At 72.0% G+C, this 13,508-nt stretch carries 14 protein-coding genes; 10 read left to right on the forward strand and 4 right to left on the reverse strand.

Annotation, left to right across the window (positions count from 1 at the left end; genetic code table 11):
- Positions 1-5: 5 nt before the first annotated feature.
- Entirely contained in the window at positions 6-710 is a 705-nt protein-coding gene (locus KCH48_RS30910) for a glycoside hydrolase family 75 protein (protein WP_210578403.1), read from the reverse strand.
- Positions 711-1,075: 365 nt separating this feature from the next.
- Here KCH48_RS30910 and KCH48_RS30915 point away from each other — a divergent pair, with 365 nt between their 5' ends.
- Together KCH48_RS30915 and KCH48_RS30920 are read left to right on the forward strand one after the other, a co-directional pair.
- Positions 1,076-2,065 carry a fibronectin type III domain-containing protein gene (locus KCH48_RS30915; protein ID WP_307840999.1) on the forward strand — a complete coding sequence of 330 codons (990 nt, stop codon included), beginning with the start codon at positions 1,076-1,078 and terminating at the stop codon, positions 2,063-2,065.
- Positions 2,066-2,295: 230 nt separating this feature from the next.
- The gene (locus tag KCH48_RS30920; protein WP_210578407.1) at positions 2,296-2,829 is read left to right on the forward strand and encodes a hypothetical protein; all 534 of its coding nucleotides are present in this window, start codon (positions 2,296-2,298) and stop codon (positions 2,827-2,829) included.
- Positions 2,830-2,848: 19 nt separating this feature from the next.
- Here the strand turns inward: KCH48_RS30920 and KCH48_RS30925 are convergent, their stop codons facing one another.
- Together KCH48_RS30925 and KCH48_RS30930 are read right to left on the reverse strand one after the other, a co-directional pair.
- On the reverse strand, positions 2,849-3,217 hold the full coding sequence (locus KCH48_RS30925; protein WP_210578732.1) for a hypothetical protein: 369 nt from the start codon (positions 3,215-3,217) through the stop codon (positions 2,849-2,851).
- A 106-nt stretch (positions 3,218-3,323) separates the two neighbouring features.
- Positions 3,324-4,202 (reverse strand): hypothetical protein, encoded by an 879-nt coding sequence (locus KCH48_RS30930; protein WP_210578409.1) that lies wholly within the window; start codon positions 4,200-4,202, stop codon positions 3,324-3,326.
- A 308-nt stretch (positions 4,203-4,510) separates the two neighbouring features.
- Here KCH48_RS30930 and KCH48_RS30935 point away from each other — a divergent pair, with 308 nt between their 5' ends.
- A complete protein-coding gene (locus KCH48_RS30935) occupies positions 4,511-6,577 on the forward strand; it encodes a SpoIIE family protein phosphatase (RefSeq protein WP_210578411.1) in 2,067 nt (688 codons plus the stop codon).
- Positions 6,578-6,730: 153 nt separating this feature from the next.
- Positions 6,731-7,417 (forward strand): DUF5666 domain-containing protein, encoded by a 687-nt coding sequence (locus tag KCH48_RS30940; RefSeq protein ID WP_210578427.1) that lies wholly within the window; start codon positions 6,731-6,733, stop codon positions 7,415-7,417.
- A 50-nt stretch (positions 7,418-7,467) separates the two neighbouring features.
- Here the strand turns inward: KCH48_RS30940 and KCH48_RS30945 are convergent, their stop codons facing one another.
- Positions 7,468-8,253 carry a putative protein N(5)-glutamine methyltransferase gene (locus KCH48_RS30945; protein ID WP_210578435.1) on the reverse strand — a complete coding sequence of 262 codons (786 nt, stop codon included), beginning with the start codon at positions 8,251-8,253 and terminating at the stop codon, positions 7,468-7,470.
- 335 nt (positions 8,254-8,588) lie between these two features.
- Here KCH48_RS30945 and KCH48_RS30950 point away from each other — a divergent pair, with 335 nt between their 5' ends.
- The 6 genes from KCH48_RS30950 (at position 8,589) to KCH48_RS30975 (ending at position 13,456) form a co-directional block, all read left to right on the forward strand.
- The gene (locus tag KCH48_RS30950; RefSeq protein WP_210578743.1) at positions 8,589-8,990 is read left to right on the forward strand and encodes a MarR family winged helix-turn-helix transcriptional regulator; all 402 of its coding nucleotides are present in this window, start codon (positions 8,589-8,591) and stop codon (positions 8,988-8,990) included.
- Between the two features lie 106 nt (positions 8,991-9,096).
- Positions 9,097-9,702, forward strand: a complete 606-nt coding sequence (locus KCH48_RS30955; protein WP_210578437.1) for a sulfite oxidase-like oxidoreductase — start codon at positions 9,097-9,099, stop codon at positions 9,700-9,702.
- Positions 9,695-10,450, forward strand: coding sequence for a ferredoxin reductase (locus tag KCH48_RS30960; protein ID WP_210578439.1), 756 nt, complete (start codon positions 9,695-9,697; stop codon positions 10,448-10,450). The genes KCH48_RS30955 and KCH48_RS30960 overlap by 8 nt, the downstream gene beginning before the upstream one ends.
- Positions 10,451-10,540: 90 nt before the next feature.
- Positions 10,541-11,125, forward strand: coding sequence for a hypothetical protein (locus KCH48_RS30965; protein ID WP_210578448.1), 585 nt, complete (start codon positions 10,541-10,543; stop codon positions 11,123-11,125).
- A 103-nt stretch (positions 11,126-11,228) separates the two neighbouring features.
- Positions 11,229-12,197: an acetylxylan esterase gene (locus tag KCH48_RS30970; protein WP_210578454.1), complete on the forward strand. Its 969-nt coding sequence runs from the start codon at positions 11,229-11,231 to the stop codon at positions 12,195-12,197.
- A gap of 92 nt (positions 12,198-12,289) precedes the next feature.
- Positions 12,290-13,456 (forward strand): serine hydrolase domain-containing protein, encoded by a 1,167-nt coding sequence (locus KCH48_RS30975; RefSeq protein ID WP_210578456.1) that lies wholly within the window; start codon positions 12,290-12,292, stop codon positions 13,454-13,456.
- Positions 13,457-13,508 lie beyond the last annotated feature (52 nt).

Here is a 13,508-nt window from a genome sequence, read left to right on the forward strand (position 1 = left end):
ACACCTCACCGCCCCCGCACGAACTGCCGCGCCAGTCGCTCCCCGATGAGCACGGCTCCGTCGTGGTCCTCGATGGGCTTCACCCGGCTGCCCTTGAAGACGATGTAGGTGACATCGGAGTCCGTGCCGCCCCCGTGCGGGTCGGGGTCGATGCCCAGGCCCCGGGCGGCGGCGTAGGACGCCTCGCCGATGAGGTCGTGCGGGCCGGTGTCGCCGACGACGGCGTACTGGACCCGGTCGCCGTGGATCACGGCGGCCACCGCGCCGCCGTCGACGCCATGGGCACGGTGGTCCCACAGAGAACTGGGCACGGGCACGACGATGTACGGGAGGCTCTCGGCGTCCAATGGGCCGCCGTCGGACTGCGGGTAGGCGGTGGCGTCGGAGAAGTACGGGTCGGTTCGGGCGTTGCAGTTTGGGCCGGGCCGGCCGTCGCAGTCGATGTCGAGGTCGGCCTTCCAGAAGACGGCTTCCTCGGTGCCGCACACCGGAATGGTCGCGGGTGCGCCGGCATCGCTGCGATAACGGCCCTCGGACACGGGGACGCAGTCCCGCACCCTGCCCAGCAACTCGGCGGCGCCGACGTCACCCTCACGCCTCACCTCCGGCAGTCCTTCCGGGACAGCGGGTTCGGCGCGGGGAGCGGAGTACGCCGTCGGAGCGAGCACGGCACAACTGGCCGCGACCAGGGCTAGAGACGAGACACGCACGATGAGAGGGCCTCTCCTCGGGGACACTGACGGTCGCCCGGCCCAATCTGGTGCCGTTTCGATCTTGCGTCCAGCATTGAAGGGGCGGACGGCGCATGTCTCCGAGGATCCGACCGGGGCCGGGCGGCCGGGCCCGTAACGGCTCCGGCCACCCGGCCGCCCGCGCCGGCGCGGGATCAGCGACGACAGCGTTCCGCGCCACCGGCATGAACTCCCGACGCCGGACGGGAAGTTCAGCCGTGAGGAGCTTCAGCATACGTAACCCCGCCGGGCGGCCACCAACGACCGACCTCTTGATGTGATCGCGTCATTGGCGTCATATTGGTCCGGACCATTGCACCATGCCGCCCCTTGGAGGCAGAGCCGTGCGACACGTTCCCGCTTCCCTCCCCCGGCTCGCGATCCTGGCACTCTGCGCGCTGCCGCTGGTCACCTCCTGCGGATGGGGCGGGACGGATGACGGTGAGGGGGAACGGCCGCCGGGGGCTCCGGTGGGCGTCACCGCCGAGGCGGGGAGCGCCACCAGCGTGCACGTCATGTGGAACGCCGTGTCGTCTGACCAGGGCATCAGCCGGTACGAGGTGTATCGCGGCACCACGAAGGTCAAGGAAGTGCCTGGTTCGGAGCACATGGTGGATGTCACCAGGCTCCGGCCGTCCACCGTGTACGTCTTCACCGTGCGGGCCCGGGACACCGAGGGGCGTCTCGGGCCGCAGAGCCGTGCAGTCCGGGCCACGACACCGCCGGCGGTGGCGGCGGACCGGGTGGCCCCGACCGGCCCCGGGAGTCCGAGCGGCCGGGTGGTCGGTAGCCGGGCCGTCCAGTTGTCCTGGTCCGCGTCGACGGACGACCGGGACGTGGTGTCGTACGACATCTACCAGGGCACCACGAAGATCCACAGTGTGGGCGGAAACCAGACGGCGACCGTGGTGACGGGCCTGCGGCCGGACACGCCCTATGTGTTCACGGTCCGCGCCCGCGACGCGGCCGACAACCTCTCACCGGCCACCGCCACCGTCCGCCTGACGACAACACCCGGCACCGACAACGGCCGCGGCACGGCCCCGACCGCCTTCCGCGCGACAACCCACCACGCCGAAGGGGCGTACTACATCGACCTCTCCTGGACCCCACCCCTCACGGACGGCCTGGTCACGGAGTACCAGATCCAACTCGACGGACAACCGGCCACCTCCCTCGTATGGGGCGGCACCCCACCACAGGAGAAGGCGACATACAGCTTCTACGCGGGCCGCGACGCCGGAGTAACCCACCAAGTACGAATCCGGGCAAAGCTCCCGGACGGCACCTGGAGCGGCTTCTCACCAGAGCGCACGTTGAAAACCGGCGGCTAGACAACGCCCCCGAAGGGGCGCGGGGAACTGCGCGACCAGCCACAACGAACCCGGAGACAACAGACGACCATCGCGGCACTACCCGCGGAGCGTCCGTCACCTGACCGGGCGCCGTCCGGATGCGGGACGCCCCGGGGCCACGTTGGCTGTCCCTGTGGCAGCACGGGCGTTCCCCGACCTCGGCGGCGCAAGGGATGTACCGCCAACCGTGCCGCCGGAGGGCAGTCCACATGCGCAACAGATCGCTACTCTTCCGCTCCGGCCTGACCGTGGCAGCCGCCACCACGCTTCCGCTTCCGCTGGCCGCGGGATCGGCCGCCGTCTCCGGGATCTCCGTGAGCACCAGCGGTTCCACGGTCTCCGTCACCACCAGCGCCTGCACCCAGATCAACGGCAGCTGGGGCACCGCCTCGCTCCTCAACAGCAGCCAGGCGAACTTCGCCCAGGGACGGCAGGCGGCGCTGTCCGGGACGAACTCCCAGCAGAGCACCGCCTGGTCCAGCGTGAGTCCCGGCACCTACACCGTCATCGTCATGTGCTCGAACAACAACACCGCAGGCACGCAGTCCGTCATCGTCTCGGCGGCCACGACGCCCACGATCTCCGCCACGGCCTCGCCGTCCCGCGGCGTCATGGGCGGCATGGGCGGCGGCACCACGGACTACGGCACCCTCACCCTGGTGGCGGGCGGCGCACTGGTGAGCACCGGAATCGCCGCCACCGTCTGGTATCTGCGCCGCCGCTCGCGTCCCTCCCGGCTCTGACGGCGGACGCCGGGTGCGGCTAGCGGTTCTCCAGCCGCAGATGCAGTTCCCTCTCCTGGTCGCCGGACGCACCGGCGGCCTCATGCACGGAGAACAGGGAGCCGAGGGTGTCGCGGAACCGGTCGACCGCCCAGTAGCCGCCCTGCACATCGGCCTCCACGGACGACCGCAGCCGGGCCGGGCGGGCGCCCTCGTGGGCGTCGGCGACGTCGAAGGTGCCGAGCCATACCGTCGGGCGGGTGTCCGAGGCCTCCTCCGGTACGTCATCGGCGCACCGGTCGGACGAGAAGCACGCGCACAGTGTGTCGAACACGATGCGGGCGTCGTCCTTGGAGCATCCGCTGATCTCCACCGAGACGTGTTCCGGGTGCGATCGCTCGCCGATCATCATGACCGCTCCTCTCGTGGCCGCGCTGCGGTGGGCGCGGGCCCCGAGTGTCCGCGCCCACCTTCAGCAAACCACCATCTCGCCGCAGCGCACCACGGCCGGCGCGTCAGCTCCGCGTGAACCGGTAGGTCTTGCTGTCCGTCAGCACACAGAAGCCCGGGGAGATGACGATCACGCGCAGGGTGCCCGTACGGCGGTCGTAGTCGATGCCCTCCGTCTCGAACGTGCCCGAGCAGGAGCTCCGCAGCGGCAGCTGGCGCAGTGCCGTGACATGACCGGAGACGTCCGCCGACCCGCCCGGTGCGGCGGAGAGATCTATCTGGAGCAGCGGCTTGGTGATGCCGAAGAGCGTGCCCGCCGGGTCGTCCGAGGAGCACAGCAGGGTCGTCGGGCCGGAGAAGTCGCAGCCCTGCACGTCGCGTACCGCGTGGTCTAGGTGGACGGTGGAGGCCTGCGGGAGGTTCGCCGACGGGGAGGTGCTGGAGTTGACGCCCGGGGTCGGGAAGACCAGCAGCCGGGTCATCGTGCCCCACTCGCCCGCCAGCATCCACTGGCCGTCGGGGGAGATCGCGACCCAGGAGTTGTTGAGGGCTTCTCCGGGGCTGAGAGCGTGAACGTACTCTGCCCGGCTCCCGTCCGGCTTCTGCACCCGGAACATCTTCGAACTGCCCGAGTCCCGCTGGTACGGCTCGATGTAGTGCCCGTCGTACGAGGCGTCCGGGTCGCCGACGTGGTTCCAGCCGCGGCCGGACACATCGGCGGGGATGGTGCCGATGCCGGTGTAGCGGTTGGGGCTGTTCGCCGGCACCTCGACCGAGGTCAGGCCCTGGCTCTCGGTGAGCGGCTCGGCGCGGTCGGAGCCCACCTCGGTCCAGGTGTCCGCGGCGGCGGCGGCGGGCGGGGCGGCGGACAGGACGACGGCGGTGGCGAGGGCGACGACACCGGTCAGGGCGGCGTGACAGCGTTGCCGGGCGGGCAGGCGCATGGAAACGGCTCCTCGGTGGGGGGTGGGGGCGGCGCTCGGCGGACAGTGTGGCGTGCGCGTGGTCGTCATGTACAGACCAATAGACGGAACAGGAGTTGTCCGTTCGACGACGGATCACCCGGTGCGGGCGGATCACTTCCCGACGACTCCGATCACTTCCTGTCGACTTCACCGGACGGCCACCGCTGTGTTGAGGGATGGTGGAGGAGGGCGACCGTGGCATCACAGATGCGGTTGAACGCGGTAGAACAAGGGGAGTCGGCACGGGGGACGGCGTGCCGTGACACAGAACGAAGGCGGTGCGTGCGATGGGTGCAGCCGGGCCTCCGGTGGCCGAGAGCGGCGGGCCGGTGCGGCCGAGCGGGCTGCTCGACGTGCTGGGCGTGGCCTCCGTGCTGCTCGACGCCCAGGGGCGCATCGTGCTGTGGAGCCCGCAGGCCGAGGCGTTGTTCGGGTACTCCGCGCAGGAGGCCCTCGGGGAGTACGCGTCCCGCCTGATGGTGCACGAGCAGTACGCCGAGCTGGCCATCAAGCTGTTCGCCGACGTCATGGAGACCGGCGAGGGCTGGGCGGGAGCCTTTCCGGTACGGCACAAGGACGGCGGCACTCGGCTCGTGGAGTTCCGCAATCAGCGGCTCCTCGACGACCGGGGCGACTTCTTCGCGCTGGGGCTCGCGGCCGACCAGGAGACCGTGCGCGGGCTGGAGCGGGATGTGGCGCTGTCGACGCGGATCGTCGCGCAGTCACCCATCGGACTGGCCGTCCTGGACACGGACTTGAAGTACGTCTCGGTCAACCCGGCGCTGGAGCGGATCAACGGCATCCGCGCCGAGGAGCACCTCGGCCGTACGGTCCAGGAGATGCTGCCGCGGGTGGACGCCGCCGCCGTGGAGCGAGCCGCCCGCCAGGTCCTGGAGACCGGGATGCCGGTCGTCGACCAGCCCACCTTCGGCCGGACCCCGGCGGACCCCGAGGAGGACCACGCCTGGTCGGTCTCGATGTACCGGCTGGAGGATCCCCTGGGGAACGTGCTGGGGGTGGCCGCCTCGGTCGTGGACATCACCGAGCAGTACCGGGCCGGTGTCGAGGCCGAGACCGCGCGCCGGCGACTGGCGCTCATCGCCGACGCCTCCACGCGGATCGGGACCACGCTTGACCTGGACCGCACCGCCCGTGAACTGGCCGACGTCGCCGTGCCGGAACTGGCCGACGTCGCCGCCGTAGATCTGCTCGAAGCCGTGATGGATGGCAGACGCAGCAGCCTGGGCCCCAGCGAGGCGGCGGTGATCCGCGCCCTGGCTGTCCGGGCGGAGCACGACACCGAGGCGCTCGGCGCGGCCGACCCGCCCGGGCAGGTCGCGCGGTACGGACCGGACCGCCTGGTCACCGAGTGCGTACGCACCGGCCGGCCGGTCATGGTGGCGCAGGTCAAGGACGTGGACCTGCCGCGCATCGCCCGCTCACCCGAGGCCGCGGAGCTGCTGGCGCGGGCAGGAGTGCACTCCTATCTGGCCGTTCCACTGATCGCACGCGGCGAAGTGCTCGGCGCCCTCGACCTCAAACGCAGCCGAAATCCGCAGCCGTTCAGCGAGGACGACCTGCTGCTCGCCCGTGAACTGGCGGCCCGCGCGGCCGTGCAGATCGACAACGCGCGCTGGTACCAGAACGCCCGCGACACCGCCCTGACCCTCCAGCGCAGCCTGCTGCCCAGCCATCCGCGGGTGACGGGCGGCCTCGAAGTCGCCTCCCGCTATCAGCCCGCCGGGGCCACCAGCGAGGTCGGCGGCGACTGGTTCGACGTCATCCCGCTGGACGGCGGCAAGACGGCGCTCGTCGTCGGCGACGTGATGGGCAGCGGCATCACGGCCGCCGCGACGATGGGCCGGCTGCGCACCGCGACGAACACGCTGGCCGCCCTCGGCCTCGACCCGTCGGTGCTCCTCGATCACCTCGACCGGATCACCCAGGGCCTGGACCACTCCATCGCGACCTGCCAGTACGCCATCCACGACCCGCATCTGCGGCAGTGCCGGATCGCCAACGCCGGGCATCTGCCGCCGGTCCGCCTGTGCCCCGGCCGCGCACCGGAGCTGCTCGAACTCCCCACCGGGGCACCGCTCGGCGTGGGCGGAGTCGCCTTCTCCACCACGACCGTCGACCTCGAACCCGGAGACCGGCTGGTGTTCTACACCGACGGTCTGGTCGAGACCCGCCAACACCCGCTCGACGAACGCCTGGACGCGCTGCTCGATCTGCTCGACGGCCCCGACCGCCCGCTGGAGGAGCTGTGCGACCTCCTCCTGCGCACACTGCACCAGCCGGACAACTCCGACGACGTGGCCCTGCTCATCGCTCGTGCGCAGAAGCCGGTGTAGCCGCACGGACGGATGGGACTGACGGGTCGGATGGTCCGTATTCACAGGAACTGATTACCCGCGTCTTACCGGCCGCGTCCCACAATCACAGCAAGGCATGGCAGACGGACAGGGCATACGGATGCCGGGTGCCTTCTGTGAGGGGAGCGAGCCGTGACGCAGAATCCGGACCAGGAACCCACCGCGCAGCGCGGACCGGACTGGGAAGTCCTCATGGGGCCGGGCGGCCCCGAGCCGGAGCGGACCCCGCCGGGAGCGGCGCTGCGCGCGCGGTGGCAGCGCCGGTCCGGACGGGCCCGCGCCGTGACCGCGGCGGCGACGGTCGTCGTCCTGGCCCTCGGCGGCACGGTCGCCTACGCCGCCACCGCGTCGGGTTCCGGCGAAGGCGCCACGCCCGCCGCCGGCGGAACCGCCTCGGAGTCCTCCTCGCCCGACGACCGCCGCCCCTGGCGCGGACCCGGCATGGGGTTCGGCCTCGGCGGCGAGGCCGCGCACGGTGAGGCGACCGTCAAGGACCGCGACACCGGCGACTGGGTCGTCCGCATCTGGCAGCGGGGCACCATCGAGAAGGTGGACGGCGACCAGGTCACGGTCAAGAGCGAGGACGGGGCCGAGTGGACTTGGACGGTCGACGAGGACACCAGGGTCTGGCACGACGGCTCGTCCGACTCGGGCGCCGATGAGCTGAAGGAAGGCGAGGCGGCGCACCTGGCCGGTACCCGTTCCGACGACAACACCCGCACCGCCGCCCGTGTCATCTCCGGCAGTCGGGACGACAAAGGCGGCGACGAGGGGCTGGGGGCCCCGCGACTGGCACTTCAAGTTCCCCGGCCACCGTGACGGAAAGGACCCCGAGCCCTCGAAGAGCGGCGCCACGACCTGACCTCGCGTCAGAGAGTGCCGATCACGACATTCGCGTACCACTCCTCCGACACGGCCAGACGGGCCGTCAGACCGCCGTCGGCGAAGGCGTCGACGGCCGCCGGTGCCTGGGCTTCGCTCGTCTCGACCAGCAGACAGCCGCCCGGCGCGAGCCATCGGGGCGCATCGGCGGCGACGCGGCGCAGGACGTCCAGTCCGTCCGCGCCGCCGTCGAGCGCGACCAGCGGCTCGTGGTCGCGGGCCTCGGCGGGCAGCAGGCCGACCTCGCCGGTGGGGACGTACGGCACATTGGCCGCGAGGATGTCGACGCGGCCCCGCAGTTCACCTGGGAGCGCCTCGAACAGGTCGCCCGTGTGCACGTGTCCGCCGAGGGGGGCGATGTTGCGGCGGGCGCAGCGCACGGCCGCCGGGTCGATGTCGGCGGCGTGCAGGTCGACTTGCCCGAGCGCGGCGGCAAGGGCTGCGCCGACCGCGCCGGACCCGCAGCACAGATCGACGACGACGGAGGCGTCCGGCGCCTGGGCGAGGGCCTGTTCGACGAGGAATTCGGTACGGCGGCGGGGTACGAAGACGCCGGGTTCGACCGTGATGCGCAGTCCGCGGAACTCCGCCCAGCCGAGGACGAGTTCAAGGGGCAGGCCGTCCGCGCGGCGGCGCACCATGGCGGCCAGTTCGTCGGTGTCGTGGGCTGCGCCCAGGATCAACTGGGCCTCGTCCTCGGCGAAGACGCAGCCCGCGGCGCGCAGGGCGGCGGCGACGGCGTCGTACGAGGACAGGGAAGAAAGAGGTGGCATGAATGCCGAGAGCCTTTCGGGAGCCGAAGGGCGCTCTCGCGGTCACCTAGCGTCGGCGATCCGCGCCGGTTCGAGGGGCGAGCACCCGAGCTGACACAGCGGTAATGGGTCTCACCTCCTCGGGCTGTCACGGCCGGGACACTCCGCGGCCGGACGGCAACATTACCCGGATCGGGCGAGTGGTTGTCACCCTGCTGCTGACATGCCGCTAAGTTGTACTATGCAACCAGCAGGGCGAGGGAGGTTCCGTGAACGCAGCCGACGTGACCGATGAGCCGGTTGGCCGCGCCGACGGGCCCGGTGCGGCCACGGCCGTGGAGACCATCCAGCGCGAGATGACCGCCTTCGCCCGCCGCGCACGGGCCTCGGCGGGCCGTATGCACCCCGAGTTGTCGCTGGTCTCGTACACCCTGCTGGGGCAGCTGGAGGAGAGCGGCGGCTGCCGCGCCACCGACCTGGCCGCGCACTACGCCCTCGACAAGTCCACCGTCAGCCGCCAGGTCGCCGCGCTCGAGCGGACCGAACTCATCGAGCGCCGCCTCGCCCCGGCGGACCACCGCGTGCAGGTACTGCACCTGACGGACGCCGGCCGGAACATCCTCGCCCAGGTCACCGAGAGCCGCCGGACGGCCTTCCGGGAACGCCTCGCGGACTGGCCGACGGAGGATCTGGAGCGGTTCGCCGCGTATCTCGTGCGGTACAACGGGTGGACCGGGGTGGGTGCCGAGGACCGCTGACCGGGCAGGTCCGCAGGCCACGTACGGTGGACTGCGTAAGCACCCGTCACGTCCGATCCACGGGCCGTCACGCACGTACGCACGGCGGCCTGGAGGCAGCACCCGCATGAATGTCACCCGAGGCTTCACCGGACGCCCGCGCGTCGACAACCCGGGGCTCCCGCCCGGCCAGTACGACGCGGGCGACGACTGGCCCGTCCTGTCCGCGGAGGTCACTCCCGAACTGGCGCCCGCCGACTGGACCTTCCGTGTCGACGGCCTGGTGGAGGAGCCCCGCACCTGGAACTGGGAGCAGGCGCACGAGCTGCCGGCCTCGGCGTACGAGGGTGACATCCACTGTGTGACGAGCTGGTCGAAGTTCGGCGTGCGCTTCGGCGGCGTCTCCCTGGACGCCTTCCTGAGTGTGGTGCGCCCACATGTGGCCGCCACACATGCCGTCGCCTACTCGCACACCGGCTACACCACGAACCTGCCGCTCGCGGACCTGACCGGCGGACGGGCCTGGATCGCCTGGGAGTACGACGGTCAGCCCCTCGCGCCCGAGCACGGTGGTCCGGCACGCCTGCTGGTGCCGCATCTGTACTTCTGGAAGAGCGCCAAGTGGATCGCGGGCATCCGGCTCCTCGACCACGACGAGCCGGGCTTCTGGGAGCAGAACGGCTACCACGCCCGCGGCAACCCCTGGGAGGAGCAGCGGTACTCCGGTGACTGAGACCTTCACTCCCCCGACGCGCTTCGCCGTGCCCGGGCGGATCGCCGTGAGCGACCAGGCCGCCACCCTGTGGCAGACCGCCACGATCACCGAGATCCGCCGGGAGACCCCGCACACCGCCACCTTCCGGCTCGCCGTGCCCGACTGGCCGGGGCATCTGCCCGGCCAGCACCTGATGCTGCGGCTCACCGCCGGGGACGGCTACGCGGCCCAGCGCCACTACTCCCTCGCGTCCGCGCCCGACGACTCCGGGCATATCGAGCTGACCCTCGATCACGTCGAGGGCGGCGAGGTCTCGGGCTGGTTCCACACCGTGGCCCGGCCCGGTGACCGGCTCGAGGTGCGCGGGCCGGTCAGCGGCTTCTTCGCCTGGCCCGGCGACCGGCCCGCCCTGCTGATCGGCGCGGGGTCCGGCGTCGTACCGCTGATGTCGATGGTGCGGCACCACCGGGCGCGGAGCCTGTCCGTGCCGCTGCGGCTGCTGGTGTCCGCGCGCAGTCCCGAGGAGCTGATCTACGGGCGGGAGTACGGCGCCGAGACGACGCCCGTGTTCACGCGGAGTGCGCCACACGGCGTGCCCGTGGGTCGTATGGCGGCCGCACATGTGGCCCCGCTCCTGGCCGACCGGCCTCCCGGTGGGTGGGAGGCCTATGTGTGCGGCTCCAACGCGTTCGCCGAGCACGCCTCACGGCTGCTTGTCGCGGCGGGCCAGCCGGTCGACCGCATCCGGATCGAGCGCTTCGGCTGACCGGCTTCGATCTCCGCGGCCGGCGGCCGGGTCGGCCCGCTTAGGTCGGTCGATGTGGGCACTCGTAGGCGTGACGGCGAGGAGGTCGACATGCGAACGCGGGTGCGCGGCTGGCGCTGGCGGCCCAGCCCGCTGCGGCGCCGGTCGGACATCGTGGAGGCGTGGACGGTGGTGGTCATCGCCGTCCTGCTGCTCGTGGGCGCACCGCTGGCCGGGGCCGCCGCGGCATGGTGGGCGCACGGCGAGGCGCGGGACACGGCGGCGGCCCAGCGTGCCGAGCGCCGCCAGGTGCGGGCCGAGGTGGTCGGCGCCGCCTCCGGCTCGTTGCCGACGGCGCAGGGCGGCCGGACGCACACGCGCCGGGTGACCGTGCGCTGGACGGAGCCGGGCCAGGGCGAGCGCACGGCCAGGGCGCTCGTGCCGCCGGGCACCCGGCCGGGTCAGACGGTCCACGTGTGGTTCGACTCCCGGGGCCGCAGCGTCGCGCCGCCACCGGACGGCTTCGCGGTGTGGCAGCACACGCTCGCCATGGGCCTGTGCGCCACAGGCGGCGCGGTCGGCGTGGTGCTCCTCGCACATGGGGTCGTACGCCACGTGGCCATGCACCACCGGCTGGCCGAGTGGGAACGCGAGTGGGCCCGTACGGAACCGGAGTGGACACGTCGCTGGGCCTGATCGCTACGCCCGTCGCTCCGACACATACTCGATCTGGTCAGTCGTCCGACCACCCCCGTACGGTGTGATCACTCGCACGCCCTCTTCGCAAAGGTGGTTGTCCATGGCCCTGTTCGACCTCTCCCTGGAGGAGCTCCGCGCCTATCGCAGCGCCTCCGTAGAGCCCGAGGACTTCGACGCGTTCTGGTCGAAGACCCTGCAGGAGACGCGCGAGCACGATCTGGACGCCCGCTTCGAGCCGGTCGACACGGGGCTGACGACGGTGCGGGTGTACGACGTGACGTTCGCCGGGTTCGGCGGTCACCCGGTGAAGGGCTGGCTGACGGTGCCCGCGGCAGCCGACGCGCCGGTGCCGGTGGTCGTGGAGTTCGTGGGCTACGGCGGCGGACGCGGTCTGCCGCACGAGCATCTGCTGTGGGCGTCCACGGGCCGGGCGCACTTCGTGATGGACACCCGCGGGCAGGGCAGCGCATGGGGCGCCGGCGGGGGCACCGCGGACCCGGTGGCGGGCGGACCCGCCTACCCGGGGTTCATGACGCGCGGCATCGACACGCCCGAGAACTACTACTACCGCCGGGTGTTCACGGACGGCGTGCGTGCCGTGGAGGCGGCCCGTGCGCACCCGCTGACCGACCCGGCGCACACGGTCGCGGTGGGCGCCAGCCAGGGCGGCGGCATCACGCTCGCCGTCGGCGGGCTGGTCCCGGACCTCGTCGCGGTGGCGCCGGACGTGCCGTTCCTCTGCGACTTCCCGCGCGCGACGACCATCACGGACCGCAACCCGTACCGCGAGATCGGCAACTACCTCAAGACTCACCGCGGCCGCGGCGCCGACGTCCTGCGCACGCTCTCCTACTTCGACGCCGTGCACTTCGCGCCCCGGGGCAGCGCTCCCGCCCTCTTCTCGGCGGCCCTCGAGGACCAGACGTGCCCGCCGTCCACCGTCTTCGCGGCCTTCAACGCCTGGGCGCACGAGGACAAGACGATCGAGGTGTACGACTTCAACGACCACGAGGGCGGCGGGCCCTACCAGCAGGCGGCGCAGCTGACCTGGCTGCGGTCGTACGCCTGACCTCTTCTCTCCGGTCCGACCAGTCGGTACGTTCGTCGGGCCCGGGTCGCAGCGTCGCGGCCCGGGCTCGACGTCCGAACCACGGAGGAGCCATGCCCGAGCACGAGCCACAGGTCCACGGCCACTGCGACGCCCCCTTCACGGCGGTGCGTACGGCATTCGAGGAGAACTTCCGGGACCGGGGCGAGCTGGGTGCCGCGGTCGCCGTCACGGTGCACGGCCGGGCCGTGGTGGACCTGTGGGGCGGCTGGGCCGACGCGGGCCGCACGCGCGCGTGGGAACGCGACACGTTGGTCAACGTGTGGTCGACGACCAAGGGCCCGGTGGCGTTGTGCGCGCACATACTCGCCGACCGCGGGCTGCTCGACCTGGACGCACCGGTGGCCGCGTACTGGCCCGAGTTCGCGGCGGCCGGCAAGGACAAGGTTCTCGTACGGCATCTGCTGTCGCACCGCGCCGGTCTGTCCGGTCTGCGTGAGCCGCACTCGCTGGAGCAGTTGTACGACTGGGAGTTCACCGTCGGGCGGCTGGCGGCGACCGAGCCCTGGTGGGAGCCGGGGACCCGGTCCGGGTATCACGCGATGACGTACGGCTTCCTGGTGGGCGAGGTGGTGCGGCGCGTCTCGGGTCTGCTGCCCGGCGCGTTCCTGGAGCGGGAGGTGACCGGGCCGCTCGGCATCGACTTCACCGTCGGGCTGCCGGAGAAGGAGGCGGGCCGGGTGGCCGAGCTGGTGCATCCGCCGGCCGCGTCGAGCAGTGAACAGGCCGCGATCTTCAGCCAGTTGAAGCCGGAGGCGCTCGCCTCGCTGGCCAATCCCCTGGTCGGCGCGGCCGAGGCCAACACGCCCGCGTGGCGGGCCGCGGAACTCCCCGCCGTGAACGGCCACGGCACCGCACGCGCGGTCGCCACGCTGTACGGGATCTTCGCGGGCCGGGGCGCGCACGACGGCCACCGCGTCCTGTCCCCCGAGGCGGCCGAGCGGGTCCGCGAGGGGCAGGGCAGGTGCCGGGATCTGGTGCTCGGCGCAGGGTTCGAGCAGGAGACCGAGATCGGGCTCGGTCTGTGGCTCAGTGGGCCGAACGGCTCGTACGGGCCGAACCCGCGGGCTTTCGGACATGACGGCTTCGGCGGCTCCTGCGGTCTCGCCGACCCCGAGGCGGGGGTGGCGCTGGGCTATGTGATGAACCGGATGGGGCCCCATATAGCCGACGACCCACGGAAGATGGCCCTGATCGACGCCCTGTACAGCGTGTTGTGAGACGGCGTCGGAGCGAGCGGGTTTCGGCCGAACCGGCGGGCACCCCTTCCCT

Origin of the sequence: Streptomyces sp. GESEQ-4 (assembly GCF_017948455.1) — a bacterium.
Taxonomy (GTDB): domain Bacteria; phylum Actinomycetota; class Actinomycetes; order Streptomycetales; family Streptomycetaceae; genus Streptomyces.

Excerpts from the sequence above, each read along its gene's own strand:
- KCH48_RS30920 (WP_210578407.1), top strand. The coding sequence starts at position 2,296 with ATGCGCAACAGATCGCTACTCTTCCGCTCCGGCCTGACCGTGGCAGCC.
- KCH48_RS30925 (WP_210578732.1), bottom strand. The coding sequence starts at position 3,217 with ATGATCGGCGAGCGATCGCACCCGGAACACGTCTCGGTGGAGATCAGC.
- KCH48_RS30930 (WP_210578409.1), bottom strand. The coding sequence starts at position 4,202 with ATGCGCCTGCCCGCCCGGCAACGCTGTCACGCCGCCCTGACCGGTGTC.
- KCH48_RS30935 (WP_210578411.1), top strand. The coding sequence starts at position 4,511 with ATGGGTGCAGCCGGGCCTCCGGTGGCCGAGAGCGGCGGGCCGGTGCGG.
- KCH48_RS30945 (WP_210578435.1), bottom strand. The coding sequence starts at position 8,253 with ATGCCACCTCTTTCTTCCCTGTCCTCGTACGACGCCGTCGCCGCCGCC.
- KCH48_RS30950 (WP_210578743.1), top strand. The coding sequence starts at position 8,589 with ATGACCGCCTTCGCCCGCCGCGCACGGGCCTCGGCGGGCCGTATGCAC.
- KCH48_RS30955 (WP_210578437.1), top strand. The coding sequence starts at position 9,097 with ATGAATGTCACCCGAGGCTTCACCGGACGCCCGCGCGTCGACAACCCG.
- KCH48_RS30965 (WP_210578448.1), top strand. The coding sequence starts at position 10,541 with ATGCGAACGCGGGTGCGCGGCTGGCGCTGGCGGCCCAGCCCGCTGCGG.
- KCH48_RS30970 (WP_210578454.1), top strand. The coding sequence starts at position 11,229 with ATGGCCCTGTTCGACCTCTCCCTGGAGGAGCTCCGCGCCTATCGCAGC.
- KCH48_RS30975 (WP_210578456.1), top strand. The coding sequence starts at position 12,290 with ATGCCCGAGCACGAGCCACAGGTCCACGGCCACTGCGACGCCCCCTTC.